Genomic DNA, 16665 nt, shown 5'->3' with positions numbered 1-16665 from the left:
CTGACGGCTAGAGGGTCAGGCCCCGCACGGCGAGATCCAGTACGGCGCACACGAAGAGCGCGATCCCGATGAAACCATTCACCGTGAAGAAGGCGCGGTTCAGCCGGGACAGGTCGTGCGGCGTGACGATCGTGTGCTCGTAGAGGAAGGCGGCCACGACGATGACCAGGCCGATCCAGAAGAACACCCCGGCGTGCGTGGCCACCGCGTACCAGGCCAGCAGGCCGGTGGTCACGACGTGCGCGCCGCGCGCGCCCCACAGCGCCGCCGGAATGCCGAAGCGGGCCGGGACCGACTTCACGCCCTCCGCGCGGTCGGCGGCCACGTCCTGGCAGCCGAAGATCAGGTCGAAGCCGCCGATCCACACACCCACGGCGAGGCCGAGGATCACCGCGTCCCAGGACCACTCGCCGGTGACGGCCAGCCAGGCCCCGATCGGACCCATCGCCTGGGCCAGGCCGAGGATGGCGTGGGGGAAGTTCGTGAACCGCTTGCCGTACGGGTAGACCACCATCGGGAGCACGGCGAGCGGCGCGAGCGCCAGGCACAGCGGGTTCAGCAGCGCCGCCGAGCCCAGGAACACGGCCAGCGCCACGCCGGCCCCCGTCCAGGCGGAGCGTACGGAAACCGCGCCGGTGACGAGTTCGCGCCCGGCGGTGCGGGGGTTGCGGGCGTCGATCTCGCGGTCGATGATCCGGTTGGCGGCCATCGCGAAGGTCCGCAGGCCGACCATGCAGACCGTGACGAGCAGCAGCTTCAGCCAGTGCATCGTCTGGTCGAGCCGGAACATGGCGGTCAGGGCGGCGATGTAGGCGAAGGGCAGCGCGAAGACCGAGTGCTCGATCATCACGAGCCGCAGGAACGCCTTGACCTTGCCCGGGGCCTGCGGCGCGGAGCCGGGACCGACCACCCCGTCGGCTGTCGTCATCATGCGAGGCTCCTGCGGAAGTCTTCGAGATCGGCGCGCAGCGCGCCGGCGTCCACGGCCGGGATCTCCAGCGTGAGCGGGGACAGCTCCTCGCCCTCCGGCGGGGTGATGGTGGACAGGAAACGGCAGTCCGCGCCACCCTCTCCGGGGTAGGCCTGGAGGCGCAGCACCTCGCCCGCCCCGACGATGAACGGCCCGGTCTCGAAGGACAGCTCGGCCAGCAGGCGGGCGGCGAAGTCCTCGGCCTCCGCGTCCCTGAGGCCCGGCAGCTCGAAGCCGCCGCCCTCACCGGTCTCGTCCTCCCACATCAGCGCCCAGACGTTGCCGGGCCCCACGAACTCCTCCGCCGAGACGCCCGCTTGTTCGGCGGCCTCGCGGACCTCCGGGTCGGCGGGGTCCAACCGCGGCCGCACCAAGGCCACGTAGGCCGTGTCGGTGCCGATGAAGAGCTCGGGGCCGCTCACGCCGATCGGGCTCACAGGCCGTACTCCTTCCAGCGGCTGTCGACCAGGGCGGCCGTCGCGGGGTCGGACTCCACCATGTCGGGCCAGCCGCCGTCGCGGGTGTAGCCCTCCTCGGGCAGCTTCTTCGTCGCGTCGATGCCGGCCTTGCCGCCCCAGAACTGCTGGTAGGAGGCGTGGTCCAGGTGGTCCACGGGACCTTCGACGACGGTGAGGTCACGGCTGTAGTCGGTGTTGCCGAGCGCCCGCCAGGACACCTCGTGCAGGTCGTGGACGTCGCAGTCCTTGTCCACCACGATGATCAGCTTGGTCAGCGACATCATGTGCGCGCCCCAGATGGCGTGCATGACCTTCTGGGCGTGCTTGGGGTACTTCTTGTCGATCGAGACGATCGCGCAGTTGTGGAAGCCGCCCGACTCGGGGAGGTGGTAGTCCACGATGTCCGGGACGATGATCTTGAGCAGGGGCAGGAAGAAGCGTTCCGTCGCCCGCCCCAGCGGCCCGTCCTCGGTCGGCGGGCGACCCACCACGATCGACTGGAGGAGCGGACGCTTGCGCATCGTCACGCAGTCGATCGTCAGCGCCGGGAAGGGTTCCTGCGGGGTGTAGAAGCCGGTGTGGTCGCCGAACGGCCCCTCCGGCAGCATCTCGCCCGGCTCCAGCCAACCCTCGATGACCACTTCGGCGTTGGCCGGCACCTGGAGCGGGACCGTCTTGCAGTCGACCATCTCGATGCGCTTGCCCGCGACGAACCCGGCGAAGAGGTACTCGTCGATGTCGCCCGGCAGCGGCGCGGTGGACGCGTACGTCACCGCTGGCGGACAGCCGAAGGCGATCGCGACCGGCAGCCGCTCACCGCGCGCGGCGGCGACCGCGTAGTGGTTGCGACTGTCCTTGTGGATCTGCCAGTGCATGCCGATGGTGCGCTTGTCGTGGCGCTGGAGGCGGTAGAGGCCGAGGTTGCGCACGCCCGTCTCCGGGTGCTTGGTGTGCGTCAGGCCCAGGTTGAAGAAGGAGCCGCCGTCCTTGGGCCAGGTGAACAGGGCCGGGAGGCGGTCGAGGTCCACGTCGTCGCCGGTGAGGACGACCTCCTGGACCGGGGCGGACTCGCCCTTCACCTTCTTCGGCGGCACGTGCACCATCGAGCCGAGCTTGCCGAACGCCTCGCGCACGCCGATGAAGCCCTGGGGCAGCTCGGGCTTCAGGAGACCGCCGATCTTGTCGCTGATCTCCGCGTACGACTTCAGGCCGAGGGCCTTGAGCAGCCGGCGGTCGGTCCCGAAGACGTTCATGGCGAGCGGCATGGCCGAGCCCTTGACGTTCTCGAAGAGAAGCGCGGGGCCACCGGCCTTGTTGACTCTGTCGACGATCTCCCCGACCTCCAAGTAGGGGTCGACTTCGGCCTTGATGCGCTTGAGGTCGCCCTCCCGCTCCAGAGCCCGGAGCAGCGAGCGGAGATCGTCGTAAGCCATGGGGCCCAGTATCCGTCACCTACTACCCTGGGGACGTCACCGGGGCTCCGCGTGGGCCCGCCGTCACTGCCTGGGAGTCGGTCCCGCACCGTGCTGCGCTACCTGCCGTTCCTGCTGATCATCGCGCTGACCATCTACGCCTTCATCGACTGCCTGAACACGCCGGAGGAGGAGGTCAAGCACCTGCCGAAGGTGGTGTGGGTGCTGATCATCCTGCTGTTCTCGATCGTCGGACCGGTGGTGTGGTTGTTCGCGGGCAGGACCCGGACCACGGCCGGCGGCGGCCGTGGTCGCCGCACCGAATGGGTGGCGCCCGACGACAACCCGGAGTTCCTGCGGTCCCTGCGCGAGGAGCACGACAAGAACACGGACAAGAACGGGGACAGGGACAAGGACACCGACAAGGACTGATCGGCTCGGGGACTCACCGGCTCGGGGGACTGATCGGCTCGGGGGCGACTGCTCAGCGCCGTCCGGTGAGGGGCCTCGCGTAGGAGTCGCGCAGTTCGGCGCGGCGGGCCTGCGTCCACGCGGTGGGGTCCGTCAGCGCGGCTTCGAGGAGCTCGAAGTGCTGGTGCCAGTCCGCAAGGGCGTCGAGGGGGTCGCCGGCTTCGCGCCCCGGGCCCTCGCGCTCGTTCAGGAACCGGATCACCGTCGAGTCCGTACCGACCGGCTCCAGGTGGAAGCGCAGCCGCCCGAGCCCGCCGAGCGTGTACTCCACGACCCGCTCCACGTCCCAGGCCGTGATCCGGCCCGAGGCCGTCGGGCCGCCGTCGAGGGGGCGCAGGGTGACGGCGCCGTCGAGGTGCCGTTCCAGGACGTCCGCTTCGCCCAGCCAGCCGCTCAGCCCGTCCGCCGTGGTCAGGGCGGGCCAGAGGTCCTCGTAGGAGTGCGCCAAGTGCGGCTCGAAGCGGATCAGCAGGCGGCCCCCACCGGGGCTCTCGCTGGTGCCATGGCTCACGGGAGACATGACACCAGCGTCCCACTACCGCCGGTCAGACGCCCGCGTACGAGTGCTTGCCGTTGAGCAGGATGTTCACGCCGTAGTAGTTCCAGATCCAGCAGGCGAAGGCGAACAGCGCCAGGTAGGCGGCCTTGCGGCCCTTCCAGCCCGCCGTGGCCCGCGCGTGCAGGTAGCAGGCGTACGCCACCCACGTCACGAAGGACCAGACCTCCTTGGGGTCCCAGCCCCAGTACCGGCCCCAGGCGTCGCCCGCCCAGATCGCGCCCGCGATGATCGTGAACGTCCACAGCGGGAAGAACGCCGCGTTGATCCGGTAGGAGAACTTGTCGAGCGTGGCCGCCGAGGGCAGGCGCTCCATGACCGAGGTCGCGAAGCGGCCCGGCTGCTCGCCGCGCTCCAGCCGGGCTTCGTACCCGTCGCGGAACAGGTACAGCAGCGTGCCCGTCGCACCGATGTAGAAGACCGCGCCGCAGATGATCGCGGTGGAGACGTGGATCCACAGCCAGTACGAGTGCAGGGCCGGGACCAGCTGGTCGCTCGCCGTGTACAGCCAGGTGGTGGCGATGCCCAGGTCCAGCAGGACGGTCGTGACCAGGATCAGACCCATCCAGCGGACGTTCTTCTTGAGCAGCAGCAGGATCAGGTACGCGGCGACGGCCACCGTGGAGAAGGTGAGCGAGAACTCGTACATGTTGCCCCAGGGGGCCCGCTTCACGGACGTCGCGCGCGCGACGACACCGGCCGCCTCGATGAGGAAGCCGAGCGCGGTCAGCGAGACCGCGATCCGCCCGTACAGGTCGCCCTGCTCGGTGCCGCCCGCGGCGCCGGGGCCGTCCGGGACGTCACGGGTGCCGGCGGCGGAACGGGTGACCACCTGCGGCCGGTCGAGGACCGCGGTGCCCCCCTTGCCGCGCACCTGCACCGCCGGGGCGGCGGCCTTGGTCCCGGTCAGCGCGGCGGCGGTACGGCCTACCTTGCTGCGGCTGCCGAAGATCCACTCGGCGATGTGGGCGAGGAAGGCGAACGTGTAGACCGCCATCGACGAATAGACCAGGTAGTTGCTGATCTGGGCCAGGTTCTCATTGGCCTCGGCTGCGAGCGGCGTCATCCGCGCTCCCCTTCAACGGTTTCCTTGACAGGTTGGTCGGGCGCCGTGGGCGCCTGCTGGTGGAGCGCGGCGGCGAGCGCTCCCAGCTCCTCGGGGAGCTTGGTGGACTCGCTGCGGCCGAGACCGGCCATCTCCACGACGGTCACCCCGTCCTCGTCCGTGACCGCCCGGACCCAGATCCGGCGGCGCTGGATGAACAGGGAGCCGGCCAGTCCGCCGATGGCGGCGATGGCGCCCGCGAGCGCGAGGCCGCTGCCGGGCTGGTGGGTGATCGAGAAGGTGGCCCAGCGCTCGATGCCCTCGAACTTCACGGTGCCCGCGCCGCCCGGCAGGGTCATGGTCTCCCCGGGCAGCATCTTCTGCTTGAACAACTGGCCGGAGTCGTCCTTGAACATCTGCATCTTCGACGTGTCGAGCTGGTAGACGTTCTGCGGCAGACCGGAGTCCACGCCGAGGCTGCCGTGCCAGGCGCTCAACATGAGCGCCGGGAAGTCCAGGTCGGGGAACTGGGAGAACATCGTCCCCTTGCCCTCGCCCGCGTAGGTCGGCACGAACATGGCACCGAAGCCGAGCTGCTCCTTCTTGCCGTCCTTGTCCTTGTAGCCGTCGGTGACCTTGATGGCGCCGGAGGAGGTGAGGTTGGAGTCCTGCGGGAGCATCGGCACCGCGTCCTTGAAGATCACCTTGCCGGTGGGGTCGGTCACCGAGACGATCGGCGCGTAGCCGTGGCCCAGGAGGTAGACCTTGGAGCCGTCGACCTCCAACGGCTTGTTGACCTCGATCTCGCGCTGGTGCGGTGCGCCGTTCGCGCCGTCGCGGAAGGTGACGTGCGCCTTGAAGTCGCGCGCGGTGCCCTTCTGCGGGCCGGTCTTCGCGTACGAGGCGTCGAACCGGTCCAGGGTGAAGGAGAACGGCGGGAGGTCGTCGGGGGTGAAGAAGGACCCGGACTTGAAGTCGTCGTACTGGGTGAGCGTGTTGGAGAAGCCCTTGCCGCGCAGGACGAGCTTGCCGCCCTCGGACTTGTAGAGCTGCCCCCAGGCGAAGGCCACCAGCATCACGATGAGGGCGACGTGGAAGACCAGGTTCCCGGCCTCGCGCAGGTAGCCCTTCTCGCCCGCCACGGAGCCGGCGCGCGGCTCCGCACTCGTCTCCGTGCGCGTCTCCGTGCGCGTCTCGGTGCGGAAGCGGCTTCCCGCCAGCACCTTCCCTGCCGCCGCGATGACCTCGTCGGCGGGCTTGTCCGTACGCCACGTCGTGTACGCGGGCAGTCGGTCGAGCCGCTTGGGCGCGCCGGGCGGCCGGCCGCGCAGCTGGCCCACGAACTGCCAGGAGCGGGGCAGGATGCAGCCGATCAGCGAGACGAACAGCAGCAGGTAGATCGCGGAGAACCACACCGAGCTGTACACGTCGAACAGCTGGAGCTTCTCGGCGACCGTCACCCAGGAGGCGTGTTCGCGCTTCCAGGTGGCGACCTTCATCGCGTCGACCTGGGTCTGCGGGATGAGCGAGCCGGGAATGGAGGCGAGGGAGAGCAGGAACAGCAGGATCAGCGCCACCCGCATGGAGGTGAGCTGGCGCCAGAACCAGCGCAGCCAGCCGATCACGCCGATCCCCACGGGAGCGCCGGGGGCGTCCTCCAGGGGGGCGGTGGACAGCTGCGCCCCGGCGGCGGCGTCCTCGGTCTGCTGGGACGCCTCGGGGGGCGCCTTGTCGGTCGTACTCATGTCCGTGTAGTCCTCAGATCCCCACCGTGAAGCCGTTGGTCCAGCTCTGCATGTCGCTGATGAGCGTGCCCCACCAACCTGTGACGAGGAGCAGCCCTGTGACGATCAGCATCCCTCCGCCGATCCTCATCACCCACGCGTAGTGCCGCTTGACCCACCCGAACGCGCCGAGCGCCTTGCGGAAGGCGACAGCGGTGAGGATGAAGGGCACCCCGAGTCCCAGGCAGAACACCGTGGTGAGCAGGGCGCCCCGGCCGGCGGTCGCCTGGTCGATGGAGAGCGTGTTGACGGCGGCGAGGGTGGGCCCCATACAGGGGGTCCACCCGACGCCGAAGAGTACGCCGAGCAGGGGCGCGCCGATGAGACCGGCGGCCGGCTTCTTGTGGAAGCGGAACTCGCGCATCGTCAGGCCGGGGATCGCCCCCATGAAGAACAGGCCGAGCAGGATCACCAGGCCGCCGAGGACGCGCGCTATGACGTCCTTGTTCTCGGCGAGGGTGTCCCCGAAGTAGCCGAAGAGCGCGCCCGTCGAGACGAAGACGGCCGTGAAACCGAGGACGAACAGGCTCGCCCCGGCCAGCATCCGACCGCGCCGCGCGTCGGCGAGGTCGGCGCCGCCCACCCCGGTCACGTAGGAGAGGTAGCCGGGGACCAGGGGCAGCACGCACGGCGAGAAGAAGGAGACCAGGCCGGCCAGCAGCGAGAGGGGCAGCGCGAGCAGCAGCGCCCCGTTGAGGACGGTGGTGTTCACGCCGGTCGCCTCGGCGGCCAGGAGGTGGAGCTCGGTGACCACGGGGTCACTTCTCCGCGAGCAACGGCTCGATCATCGAGCGCAGCTGGGTCTCGTTGAGCGCGACCAGCGTACGGGCGGCGATCTTGCCCTCCTTGTCGAGAACGACCGTGGAGGGGATCGACTGCGGGTTCAGCGTGCCCTTGGGGAAGCGGAGGATCAGCCGGCCGTCGGGGTCGTAGAGGCTCGGGTAGGTGATCCCGAAGTTCTCCTCGAAGGCGGTGGCGTTCTGCTTGCTGTTGTCCCTGATGTTCAGCCCGACGAAGGCGACGTCCTTGCCGCTGTCCGCCAGCTCCTTCGACACCTTGGCGAAGTAGGGGGCTTCGGCGCGGCACGGCGGGCACCAGGAGCCCCAGACGTTGAGGACGACGACCTTGCCCTTGAGGGTGGTCGTGTCGAGCGTCTTGCCGTCGACCGTCTCGCCGTCGAGCTTGGGCGCCTGGGTGCGCTCGCCCTTGGCGACGGTGGAGATGCCGCCGGCGCCGGCGACGTAGTTCCCGCCGGCGGAACCGGAGGGTTTGCTGCTGCCCGAATCGCCGCACGCCGTCAGGGTCAGGGCGCTCGCGAGGGTCACCGCGGTCAGCAGGCTGACGCGGCCACTGGTCGAGCGGCGGCGTCGGGGGGCTTGGCCAAGGCTCATGTGAAAAGTTTCGCATGACCGATTTGTGGATCTTCCGCGCCCCCCGGACGTGCACCGAGCCGCTGGTCAGCCGGAGACGAGGTACGTGCGCCAGCCACCGGCCGGCTCCTGACCGGCGGTGAGGGCGCCCAGTTTGGCGAGCAGGCGCGGGTCCTGGACGTCGAGCCAGTCGACGAACTGCCGGAAGGACACGAGTCGTACGTCCTTTTTGTCCGACATGCCCTTGAGGGCTTCCTCGACGGCGTCCATGTAGATCCCGCCGTTCCAGTCCTCGAAATGATTTCCGATGAACAGGGGCGCGCGGTTGGTCTCGTAGGCCCGCTTGAAGCCGCCGAGATAGGCGGCGGTGGCCTGGGTGCGCCAGGCGGGGTAGTTGCCGGGAACGCCCCGGGTGGTGTTGACGGACTGGTTCGCGAGGATGTTGTAGTCCATCGACAGCACCTCGAAGGAGTGCCCGGGGAAGGGCATCGACTGCAGCGGCAGGTCCCACAGGCCCTCCCGCTTCCGCGGCCACCGCTGTTCGCCGCCGGGCGAGGAGGCGTCGTAGCGCCAGCCGAGCTTGTGGGCGGTGGGCAGCAGATTGTCCTGGCCGAGCAGGCAGGGCGTACGGGCCCCGATCAGCTCCTTGCGGTAGTCGAAGGGCAGCGGGGGGAGGTCGGTGAAGCCGGTGTTGGTCCGCCAGTCGGTGACGAACGACACGGCCTGGTCGATCTCGCTCTGCCAGTCCTCCGGGCTCCAGTGGGCCACGGAGCCGGAGCCGGTGCAGAAGTGGCCGTTGAAGTGGGTGCCGATCTCGTGGCCGTCCAGCCACGCCTGGCGCACGTGGGTGAGGGTGGCGCGGATGTGGTCGTCGTTCAGGTAGCCGATGTCGGAGGCGCCGACGGGGTTGCCGGGCGGCCGGTAGAGGTCCCTCTTGGACTCGGGCAGCAGGTAGAGCCCGGAGAGGAAGAAGGTCATGGCCGCGCCGTGGTCCTTGGCGACCTTCAGGAAGCGCGGGAAGAGACCGTTGCCGACCTCGCCGGCGCCGTCCCAGCTGAACACCACGAACTGTGGCGGGATCTCGCCCGGCTGGAGCGGGACGGGGGCCGCCGGCTGATGGGGCTGGGGACCGGTGTCGGCGGTGGAACCGTCGCCGATCGGCTTGACGGTGGGCGCGTCGGGCTCGGCGCCGCCCCGGGGCCTCGCCGGCCCCGGACCGCCCGCACCGCCCGGACCGGACGTGCCGCCACACCCGGCGATGCCGGCCGTCACGGCGCCAAGTCCCAGGCCCAGCAACGCCCTTCGGCTGAAGTCGCGCACATCGCTCATGAAATGTCATACAAACCGACATTCAGGCGGAGGGGGAGAGCGACACGGCTGCGATGGAGTGACTTGTACGAAAATAGGCCAATCCTTGGCACATCCGAGGCCGCGCGGGCGCCGGCGGGGCGGGGTGGCGACGCCCGGGGCGGGGCCGGGCCGGGCGACCGGCGGGGCCGTGACGGGACGGGCGGCGAGGCGGAGCGGGACGGTGCCGCGTGGCGGGACGGACGACCGGCGCGCGCAGGGACGGGTGACCAGCGGGTCGGCGTGGCGGAGCCGGGCGGCAGGCCGGGACGGGGTGGCGACGCCCGGGGTGGGGAGCCGGGGCCGGGCGACCGGCGGGGCCGGGAACCGGGGTCCGTGTGTCGCACTGCACCACCCCGGGCCCCGCGCCTCGAACGCGGGCGACGCCGACCGACTGGCGGGGCCCGAAACCCGGACGGTGCCGGGCGGCGGGACGGGACGGGCCCGGCCGGATGGGCCAGCGGGCCGGGGAACCAGGACGGCGCCGGGCGGCGGGACGGGCGATCGGCGGAGCCGGAACGGCTGGACCCGGAGCCGGGCCGATGCAGGGCCGGGCGGGGCGGGGCGGGGCGGGTCGGCGTGGCCGGGCGGCGGGTAGCCGGGCCGGCGGGCGGCGGGACGGGCGATCGGCGGAGCCGGAACGGCTGGACCCGGAGCCGGGCCGATGCAGGGCCGGGCGGCGGGACGAGGCGGGCGGCGGGGCCGGGAACCGGGGCCCGTGTGTCGCGCTGCGCCACCCCAAGCCCCGCGCCTCGAACGCAGGCGACGCCGGAACGGCGGCGCCAAGCCGACCGGCGGGCCGGCACTGCGGCGCCCGGCCGACCCGCGGCCCCGGAACCGGGACGGTGCCGGGCCGCGACGGGCCCCGCGGCGGGCGGGGTGCGCGGTACCGGGCCGGCCGGGCAGGGGCTACGCGCCGAAGGCCTTCGACTTGCCCTTCACAGGCTTGGCCCCCGCCAGCAGATGCGCCGGAACCAGGTCCCGCGCCGGCTCGCTGTAGCCCACCGACACCAGCGCGTCGCCCTGGAACGTGAACGAGGTCAGCGACGCCAGCGTGCACTGCCGGCGGCGCGGGTCGTGCCACAGCCGCCGCTTCTCCGCGAAGCTGCGCACGATCCAGATCGGCAGCTGGTGGCTCACCGCCACCGCCTCGTGCCCGCGCGCCGCGTCCCGCGCCGCCTCCAGCGCGCTCATCATCCGCACGACCTGCTCGACGTACGGCTCGCCCCAGGACGGCTTGAACGGGTTCGTCAGGTGCTTCCAGTTCGCCGGCTTGCGCAGCGCCCCGTCACCGACACCGAAGGTCTTGCCCTCGAAGACGTTCCCCGCCTCCAGCAGCCGCGCGTCGGTCGCCAGGTCCAGGCCGTGCGCCTTCGCGACCGGAGCCGCCGTCTCCTGCGCCCGCTCCAGCGGCGAGGACACGACGTACGTGATGTCCCGTGACCGCAGGTGCTCCGCGACCCGCTCGGCCATCTGCCGGCCCAGCTCGGAGAGGTGGTAACCGGAGCGGCGGCCGTAGAGGACCCCGTCCGGGTTGTGCACCTCGCCGTGCCGCATCAGGTGGACGACGGTGATCTCACCGCGCGTGACGCCGCTCATGCGGAGGCCTCCGCCGCGGCGCGGGCGGCGGCGGGCAGGGCGGCGGCGATGCGCTCGACGGCCTGCTCGTCGTGGGCGGTGGACACGAACCACGACTCGAACGCCGACGGCGGCAGGTAGACGCCCTGAGCCAGCATCGAGTGGAAGAACCCGTTGAAGCGGAAGGCGTCCTGCTTCTTCGCGTCGTCGTAGTTCCTCACCTCGTCCTCGGTGAAGAACACCGAGAACATGTTGGAGGCGGTCTGCAGCCGGTGCGCGACACCCTCCTTCGTCAGCGCCTCGGTGACCAGACCCTGGATCTGCCGCGACACCGCGTCGACCTTCTCGTACGCCGCCTCGTCCAGCAGCCGCAGCTGCGCGAGACCGGCGGCGGTGGCGACCGGGTTACCCGAGAGCGTGCCCGCCTGATAGACCGGGCCGGCCGGGGCCAGGTGCCCCATCACGTCGGCGCGACCGCCGAACGCCGCGGCCGGGAAGCCGCCGCCCATGACCTTGCCGAAGGTCATCAGGTCGGGCTTGACCCCGTCCACGCCGTACCAGCCGGCGCGGGAGGTGCGGAAGCCCGTCATCACCTCGTCGGAGATGTACAGCGCGCCGTTCTCCCGGCACAGGTCGGCCAGGCCCTGGTTGAAGCCCTCGCCGGGGGTGACCACGCCCATGTTGCCGGGCGCGGCCTCCGTGATCACGCAGGCGATCTCGCCCGGGTGCGCGGCGAACGCCGCCCGGACCGCCTCCAGGTCGTTGTAGGGGAGCACGATCGTGTCGCCGGCCTGCGCGCCCGTGACACCCGGGGTGTCGGGGAGGGCGAAGGTCGCGAGCCCGGAACCGGCCGAGGCCAGCAGCGCGTCGACGTGACCGTGGTAGCAGCCCGCGAACTTCACGACCTTGGCGCGGCCGGTGAAACCGCGGGCCAGCCGGATCGCCGACATGGTCGCCTCGGTGCCGGACGACACCAGACGCACCTGCTCGACGGGTTCGATGCGGGCGACGATCTCCTCGGCGAGCGCGACCTCGCCCTCGCCCGGCGTACCGAAGGACGTGCCGCGGGCGACGGCGGCCTGGACCGCCTCGATCACGGCGGGGTGGGAATGGCCGAGGATCATCGGTCCCCACGAGCAGACCAGGTCGACGTACTCGCGGCCGTCGGCATCGGTCAGATACGGACCGGTACCAGACACCATGAACCTGGGCGTACCCCCCACGGCGCGGAAGGCGCGCACGGGAGAGTTCACGCCGCCGGGCGTCACTACGGACGCGCGCGTAAACAGGTTCTGCGAGACTGGGGCTTCATACGGATACGGGTAGCTCACACCAGCCATGGTCTCAGAGGCCGCGACGGACTTGCGGACGGGCGTTTCACCACGCCGCCCCGGGGGAGGTCACTGCCATGATGATCAGGCTGCGTGGCGGGGGCCGCGGGGCCGGGGCAGGCAATACCAGTCGGGTGGAGATATGCAACGCGGTGGTGGACCGGGCGAGGGTACGGACGGCCTGGACCCGCAGCGCGCCCGTGATGCCCGCCGTCGCGGGAAGCACCGGCGGCGCGGCACCGAGGCCGCCGATGCGGTACCCGAACCCGTCCGCCCACCGGACGACCCGCCCAAGGGACGTGGCATGGGGGTGACGTACAAGTACTTCGGCGCCCCGGACGGCGCGACGGCGGCGCGGGTGCCCGTCACCATGCGGCCCGAGGAGCTCGGCGGCGACGAGTTGGGCATGGGCGGCCTGTTCACCAAGATCAAGCCGGAGACCATGGCGGCCATGGTCCTGACCGGCATCGAAGGCATACCCCTGCACAAGGTGCCCCCGCTGGAACTGGTCGTCCTGCACCCCGACTACGCCGTGGTCAAGCTCCCGATGACGGTGGTCGACCCGCTGCGCGGCGTCGGCGAGGAGTCGGTCGGCGCGGCGGCCTTCATCTGGTCCACGGTCCCGGACCGCGGGGGCCCGAGCGACGCGTTCAACGTGTACCAGCTCCTGCACGAATGGCAGGACTTCTCCCACCGCCTCCACGAGGCGGGCCACCAGGCGTACTGCCTCGTCTGGCCGTGACGTCCGGCCGTCGCGTCTGGCCCTGACGTCCGGCCGTGACGCCCGGCCTCACCCCGTCAGGGTCTTGAGGGCGCGTTCGCGCAGCGGGGCCAGCGGGACGCGGGGGGCGCCGTTGTGTACGGCGTTGGTGACGATGACGACGTAGCGGCCGGTCGCGGGGGCGAGGTAGAGGCTCGTTCCGGTGAAGCCGTGGTGGTAGGCCACCGTCCCCCCGGCGGCGAGGATCCAGCCCAGACCTCGGTAGAGACCCGGTTCGATCTCGGCCTGCGGGGCGAGGCTCTCGCGCAGCCACCGGCAGAGCGGGCCCGCGTGGCCGCCCAGCAGGTGTTCGGCGTACGTGGCGAGGTCGGCGGCCGGAGCGAAGACCCCGGCGTGGCCCGCGACGCCGCCCATCGTCGCCGCGTTCTCGTCGTGCACCACGCCCCAGAGACGGTCGTGTCCGTCGGGGTGCTCGGTCGGCGCGATGTCGGGCGCCTGGGGGACGGGGCCGTAGCCGGTACGGCCCATGCCCAGCTCGGCCCAGAAGTCCGCGGCCTCGCGGTCGAGGGGGCGGCCGCCGATGTGGGCGAGGGCCAGGCCGAGCAGGATGTAACCGCGGTTGATGTAGCGGTGGGTACCGGGCAGGTTCTCCATCAGCTCATGGCAGATCAGCTCGTGCAGCGGCCGGGAGGTGAGGTCGTAGAGGTCGAGCCGGGTTGCGGCCTGGAGGCCGGAGGTGTGTGACAGCAACTGGCGCACGGTGGCTTCGCCGCTGGGCATGTGGCCGTCCATCGGCGGCAGGTACGCCCGTACCGGAGTGTCGAGGTCGAGCAGCCCGTCGGCGACGGCGCGGCCGATGAGCGGCCAGGTCGCGGTGACCTTCGTCAGCGATGCCAGGTCGTAGACGGTGTTCTCGTCGGGGGCCTTGGGGTTCGTGTACGGGGAGACCACCCCGGCGGAGATCACGGTCCGCTCGCCCGCCGCCGTTCCACAGACGATGACCCCGCCGGGAGTGGAGCGGGCGACGACGGTCTCGTCCAGCGCGTCGCGCAGCCCGTGGGTCTCGGCGGTCGTGAACGGTACGGCCTGGGTCATCTCTGCCTCCGGGGTGGTGCCGTGCGGTGGTGATCTCCGCGCTTAGCGTGGCGAGAGCGGGCGCGGCCCGCCCCGTTGCCGCGCCGGACCGTCCGCCGGGTCCCTCGGGCGGGTGGTTCCCGTACGCCCCCAGGACGTTCCGGGCCGCCCGCTCAGCGACGCGGGGCGCTCCGGCGGGGCGGGGCGGGGAGTCCCGGCCGGCAGGTGCCGAAAATCCCCCCGGGACGCCGGAGGCGAATGGCATGCTGGCAGGGTGAACGGACCCGGCATTCAGCTCACCCTCGCGCCCGAACTGCACGTCTTCGCCGCCCCCAGTCGGCGCGCCGAACGCGTTCCCACCGCGACCGACGGCGCCTCCAGCCTCGGGCACGTCGTCGAGTCCGCCGGCGTTCCGCTCACCGAAGTCGGCCGGCTGCTCGTGGACGGGCACGAGGTGCCCGTCTCGTACGTGCCCCAAGCAGGCGAGCTGGTCGAGGTGTTCGGCGTCGACCGCCCCCAGCGCGTCCCGCGGCGGAGCGACGACGACACCACCCCCCTCCGGTTCCTCCTCGACGTCCACCTCGGCACGCTCGCCCGCCGCCTGCGCCTGCTCGGTGTCGACGCCGCCTACGAGAACGAGGACATCGGGGACCCCGCCCTCGCCACCCGCTCCGCCGCCGAGCACCGCGTCCTGCTCTCCCGCGACCGCGGCCTCCTGCGCCGCCGCGAGATCTACGCCGGCGCCTACGTCTACAGCGACAACCCCGACGAGCAAGTGCGCGACGTACTCAGCCGGTTCGCCCCTCGCCTGGCGCCTTGGACCCGCTGCACAGCCTGTAACGGGCCTCTGCGCGAAGCCGACAAGGACAGCGTGGGCGACCGCCTCCAGCACGGCACGCAGCGCTCCTACGACGTGTTCGCCCAGTGCACCGACTGCGAGCGCGTGTACTGGCGCGGCGCCCACCACGCCCGCCTGGAGCGCATCGTCTCCGAAGCCCTCGCCGAGTTCGGCCACGGTGACGCCGCCGCCTGATCTGCGGCAGACTGCCGAGGCATGACTGCCGCTGAGGACCACACGCCCAACGCCGTTGTCGACGTCGCCGTTGTGGGCGCCGGGCCCACCGGGCTCCTGCTCGCCGGCGACCTGGCCGCCGCCGGTCTCTCCGTCACCCTCATCGAGCGACGCCCCCGCACCGCCGCCAATCTGACCCGGGCCTTCGCCGTCCACGCCCGCACCCTCGAACTCCTCGACGCGCGCGGCCTCGCCGACCAACTCGTCTCCACCGGCCGACGAATCGACCGCCTGCGCCCCTTCGGTGGCATGGCCCTCTCCCTCCAACGCCTGCGCTCCCGCTACCCCTTCGTACTGATCACCCCCCAATATGAGACAGAGAAACTGCTGGAGCGCCGAGCTCTGTCCACAGGGGCGGTCATCCGATACGACTGGGAAGTCACCGGCCTCCACCAGGACGACGACAGCGTCACCCTCGACATCACCACCCCCACCGGCCCCGCGCGCCAGACCGCCCGCCACGTCGTCGGCACCGACGGCGTCCGCTCCACCGTCCGCCGAGCCCTCGGCCTGCCCTTCCCCGGCCAAGCCGTCGTCCGCTCCATGGTCCTGGCCGACGTACGCCTGACCGAGCCCCCCGAGGACTTCCTCGCCGTCAACGGCAGCAACGACGCCTTCGCCCTCGTCGTCCCCTTCGGCGACGGCTGGTACCGCGCCATCGCCTGGCACCGCGACGGCCGCGCCGCCGACACCGACCCCGTCGACCTCGAAGAACTGCGCACCATCACCCGCGCCGCCCTCGGCACCGACCACGGCATGCACGACCCCCGCTGGATGTCGCGCTTCCACAGCGACGAACGCCAGGTCCCCCATTACCGCGTCGGCCGCGTCTTCCTCGCCGGGGACGCCGCCCACGTCCACTCCCCCGCCGGTGGCATGGGCATGAACACCGGCCTCCAGGACGCCGCCAACCTCTCCTGGAAACTCGCCTCCGTCCTCGGCGGCCACAGCCCCGACCCCGAGGCCCTCCTCGACAGCTACCACCGCGAGCGCCACCCCGTCGGCCGCCTCGTCCTGCGCGCGAGCGGCGCCCTCGTCCGCACCGCCATGGTCAGCGACCCCGCCCGCCGCGCCGCCCGCGCCCTCGGCGCCGCGCTGCTCGCCCGGTTCCACCCCGCCCAGGAGCGCGCCCTCGGCCTGGTCTCCGGCATCGGCATCGCCTACCCGCCCCCGCCGGGCACCCACCGCCCGACCACCGCGGGCCGCCGCGCCCCCGACCTGCCCCTCGCCGGCGGCCTGCGCCTCTACGAGGCCCTGCGCACCGGCGGCTTCGTCCTCGTCACCCCTCCCGACCGGCCCACCCCGCCGGGCAGCCCGCTCGCCCACCACCACTGGCCCGACGGGCGGCGGACGGCGTCCGTCCTCGTACGCCCCGACGGGTACGTCGCCTGGAGTTCCGAGCGGGCCGACGACACCACGACCGCGTCCGCCGTCGCGGCCTGGCTCCTGCCGCAGGGAAAGAAGGAGTAGGCCCAC

16 protein-coding genes are annotated in these 16665 nt (G+C 71.7%); 4 read left to right on the top strand and 12 right to left on the bottom strand.

The features are described from left to right. Nucleotides 1-7 precede the first annotated feature (7 nt). From mqnP to ACV7NM_RS18590, 3 genes are read right to left on the bottom strand one after another with little or no spacing between them, the layout of a single operon-like run. The gene (gene mqnP / locus ACV7NM_RS18600; protein ID WP_463411321.1) at nt 8-931 is read right to left on the bottom strand and encodes a menaquinone biosynthesis prenyltransferase MqnP; all 924 of its coding nucleotides are present in this window, start codon (nt 929-931) and stop codon (nt 8-10) included. Then, nucleotides 928-1407, bottom strand: a complete 480-nt coding sequence (locus ACV7NM_RS18595) for a hypothetical protein (protein WP_463411320.1) — start codon at nt 1405-1407, stop codon at nt 928-930. Before ACV7NM_RS18595 ends, mqnP begins: the two co-directional genes overlap by 4 nt. Then, a complete protein-coding gene (locus tag ACV7NM_RS18590; RefSeq protein ID WP_463411319.1) occupies nt 1404-2861 on the bottom strand; it encodes a menaquinone biosynthesis decarboxylase in 1458 nt (485 codons plus the stop codon). Before ACV7NM_RS18590 ends, ACV7NM_RS18595 begins: the two co-directional genes overlap by 4 nt. 90 nt (nt 2862-2951) lie before the next feature. Here ACV7NM_RS18590 and ACV7NM_RS18585 point away from each other — a divergent pair, with 90 nt between their 5' ends. Further along, nucleotides 2952-3272 (top strand): PLD nuclease N-terminal domain-containing protein, encoded by a 321-nt coding sequence (locus ACV7NM_RS18585; RefSeq protein WP_463411318.1) that lies wholly within the window; start codon nt 2952-2954, stop codon nt 3270-3272. Between the two features lie 52 nt (nt 3273-3324). On the opposite strand, the gene ACV7NM_RS18580 is transcribed toward ACV7NM_RS18585, so the two are convergent. The 8 genes from ACV7NM_RS18580 to hemL all read right to left on the bottom strand — a co-directional run bounded on the left by ACV7NM_RS18580 (nt 3325) and on the right by hemL (nt 12331). Then, complete coding sequence (locus tag ACV7NM_RS18580; protein ID WP_463411317.1) at nt 3325-3831, bottom strand: SRPBCC family protein; 507 nt, start codon at nt 3829-3831, stop codon at nt 3325-3327. Nucleotides 3832-3856: 25 nt separating this feature from the next. Then, nucleotides 3857-4933 (bottom strand): c-type cytochrome biogenesis protein CcsB, encoded by a 1077-nt coding sequence (gene ccsB / locus ACV7NM_RS18575; RefSeq protein ID WP_463411316.1) that lies wholly within the window; start codon nt 4931-4933, stop codon nt 3857-3859. Next, complete coding sequence (gene resB / locus ACV7NM_RS18570) at nt 4930-6657, bottom strand: cytochrome c biogenesis protein ResB (RefSeq protein WP_463411315.1); 1728 nt, start codon at nt 6655-6657, stop codon at nt 4930-4932. The genes ccsB and resB overlap by 4 nt, the downstream gene beginning before the upstream one ends. 13 nt (nt 6658-6670) lie before the next feature. After that, nucleotides 6671-7450 carry a cytochrome c biogenesis CcdA family protein gene (locus tag ACV7NM_RS18565; protein WP_463411314.1) on the bottom strand — a complete coding sequence of 260 codons (780 nt, stop codon included), beginning with the start codon at nt 7448-7450 and terminating at the stop codon, nt 6671-6673. A 4-nt stretch (nt 7451-7454) separates the two neighbouring features. After that, a complete protein-coding gene (locus ACV7NM_RS18560; protein WP_463411313.1) occupies nt 7455-8087 on the bottom strand; it encodes a TlpA family protein disulfide reductase in 633 nt (210 codons plus the stop codon). A 66-nt stretch (nt 8088-8153) separates the two neighbouring features. After that, nucleotides 8154-9386 (bottom strand): polysaccharide deacetylase family protein, encoded by a 1233-nt coding sequence (locus tag ACV7NM_RS18555; RefSeq protein ID WP_463413974.1) that lies wholly within the window; start codon nt 9384-9386, stop codon nt 8154-8156. Nucleotides 9387-10322: 936 nt separating this feature from the next. After that, nucleotides 10323-11012, bottom strand: coding sequence for a histidine phosphatase family protein (locus tag ACV7NM_RS18550; protein ID WP_463411312.1), 690 nt, complete (start codon nt 11010-11012; stop codon nt 10323-10325). After that, entirely contained in the window at nt 11009-12331 is a 1323-nt protein-coding gene (hemL, locus tag ACV7NM_RS18545; protein WP_136216569.1) for a glutamate-1-semialdehyde 2,1-aminomutase, read from the bottom strand. Before hemL ends, ACV7NM_RS18550 begins: the two co-directional genes overlap by 4 nt. A 295-nt stretch (nt 12332-12626) precedes the next feature. Here hemL and ACV7NM_RS18540 point away from each other — a divergent pair, with 295 nt between their 5' ends. Continuing rightward, on the top strand, nt 12627-13064 hold the full coding sequence (locus ACV7NM_RS18540) for a hypothetical protein (RefSeq protein ID WP_136216611.1): 438 nt from the start codon (nt 12627-12629) through the stop codon (nt 13062-13064). A 48-nt stretch (nt 13065-13112) separates the two neighbouring features. Here the strand turns inward: ACV7NM_RS18540 and ACV7NM_RS18535 are convergent, their stop codons facing one another. Then, nucleotides 13113-14138, bottom strand: coding sequence for a serine hydrolase domain-containing protein (locus ACV7NM_RS18535; protein WP_463411311.1), 1026 nt, complete (start codon nt 14136-14138; stop codon nt 13113-13115). Between the two features lie 253 nt (nt 14139-14391). Here ACV7NM_RS18535 and ACV7NM_RS18530 point away from each other — a divergent pair, with 253 nt between their 5' ends. Beyond that, entirely contained in the window at nt 14392-15150 is a 759-nt protein-coding gene (locus ACV7NM_RS18530) for a Mut7-C RNAse domain-containing protein (RefSeq protein ID WP_463411310.1), read from the top strand. A gap of 21 nt (nt 15151-15171) precedes the next feature. Then, nucleotides 15172-16659 (top strand): FAD-dependent oxidoreductase, encoded by a 1488-nt coding sequence (locus ACV7NM_RS18525; RefSeq protein WP_463411309.1) that lies wholly within the window; start codon nt 15172-15174, stop codon nt 16657-16659. Nucleotides 16660-16665 lie beyond the last annotated feature (6 nt).

This window comes from Streptomyces sp. Tek67B01 (assembly GCF_055231995.1).
The sequence above is the reverse complement of the archived record's forward strand: the minus strand, read 5'-3'. Positions and strand labels throughout refer to the sequence as shown.

Coding starts and splice junctions, on each gene's coding strand:
- mqnP (WP_463411321.1), bottom strand. CDS start 931: ATGATGACGACAGCCGACGGGGTGGTCGGTCCCGGCTCCGCGCCGCAG.
- ACV7NM_RS18590 (WP_463411319.1), bottom strand. CDS start 2,861: ATGGCTTACGACGATCTCCGCTCGCTGCTCCGGGCTCTGGAGCGGGAG.
- ACV7NM_RS18580 (WP_463411317.1), bottom strand. CDS start 3,831: ATGTCTCCCGTGAGCCATGGCACCAGCGAGAGCCCCGGTGGGGGCCGC.
- ccsB (WP_463411316.1), bottom strand. CDS start 4,933: ATGACGCCGCTCGCAGCCGAGGCCAATGAGAACCTGGCCCAGATCAGC.
- resB (WP_463411315.1), bottom strand. CDS start 6,657: ATGAGTACGACCGACAAGGCGCCCCCCGAGGCGTCCCAGCAGACCGAG.
- ACV7NM_RS18560 (WP_463411313.1), bottom strand. CDS start 8,087: ATGAGCCTTGGCCAAGCCCCCCGACGCCGCCGCTCGACCAGTGGCCGC.
- ACV7NM_RS18550 (WP_463411312.1), bottom strand. CDS start 11,012: ATGAGCGGCGTCACGCGCGGTGAGATCACCGTCGTCCACCTGATGCGG.
- hemL (WP_136216569.1), bottom strand. CDS start 12,331: ATGGCTGGTGTGAGCTACCCGTATCCGTATGAAGCCCCAGTCTCGCAG.
- ACV7NM_RS18540 (WP_136216611.1), top strand. CDS start 12,627: ATGGGGGTGACGTACAAGTACTTCGGCGCCCCGGACGGCGCGACGGCG.
- ACV7NM_RS18535 (WP_463411311.1), bottom strand. CDS start 14,138: ATGACCCAGGCCGTACCGTTCACGACCGCCGAGACCCACGGGCTGCGC.
- ACV7NM_RS18525 (WP_463411309.1), top strand. CDS start 15,172: ATGACTGCCGCTGAGGACCACACGCCCAACGCCGTTGTCGACGTCGCC.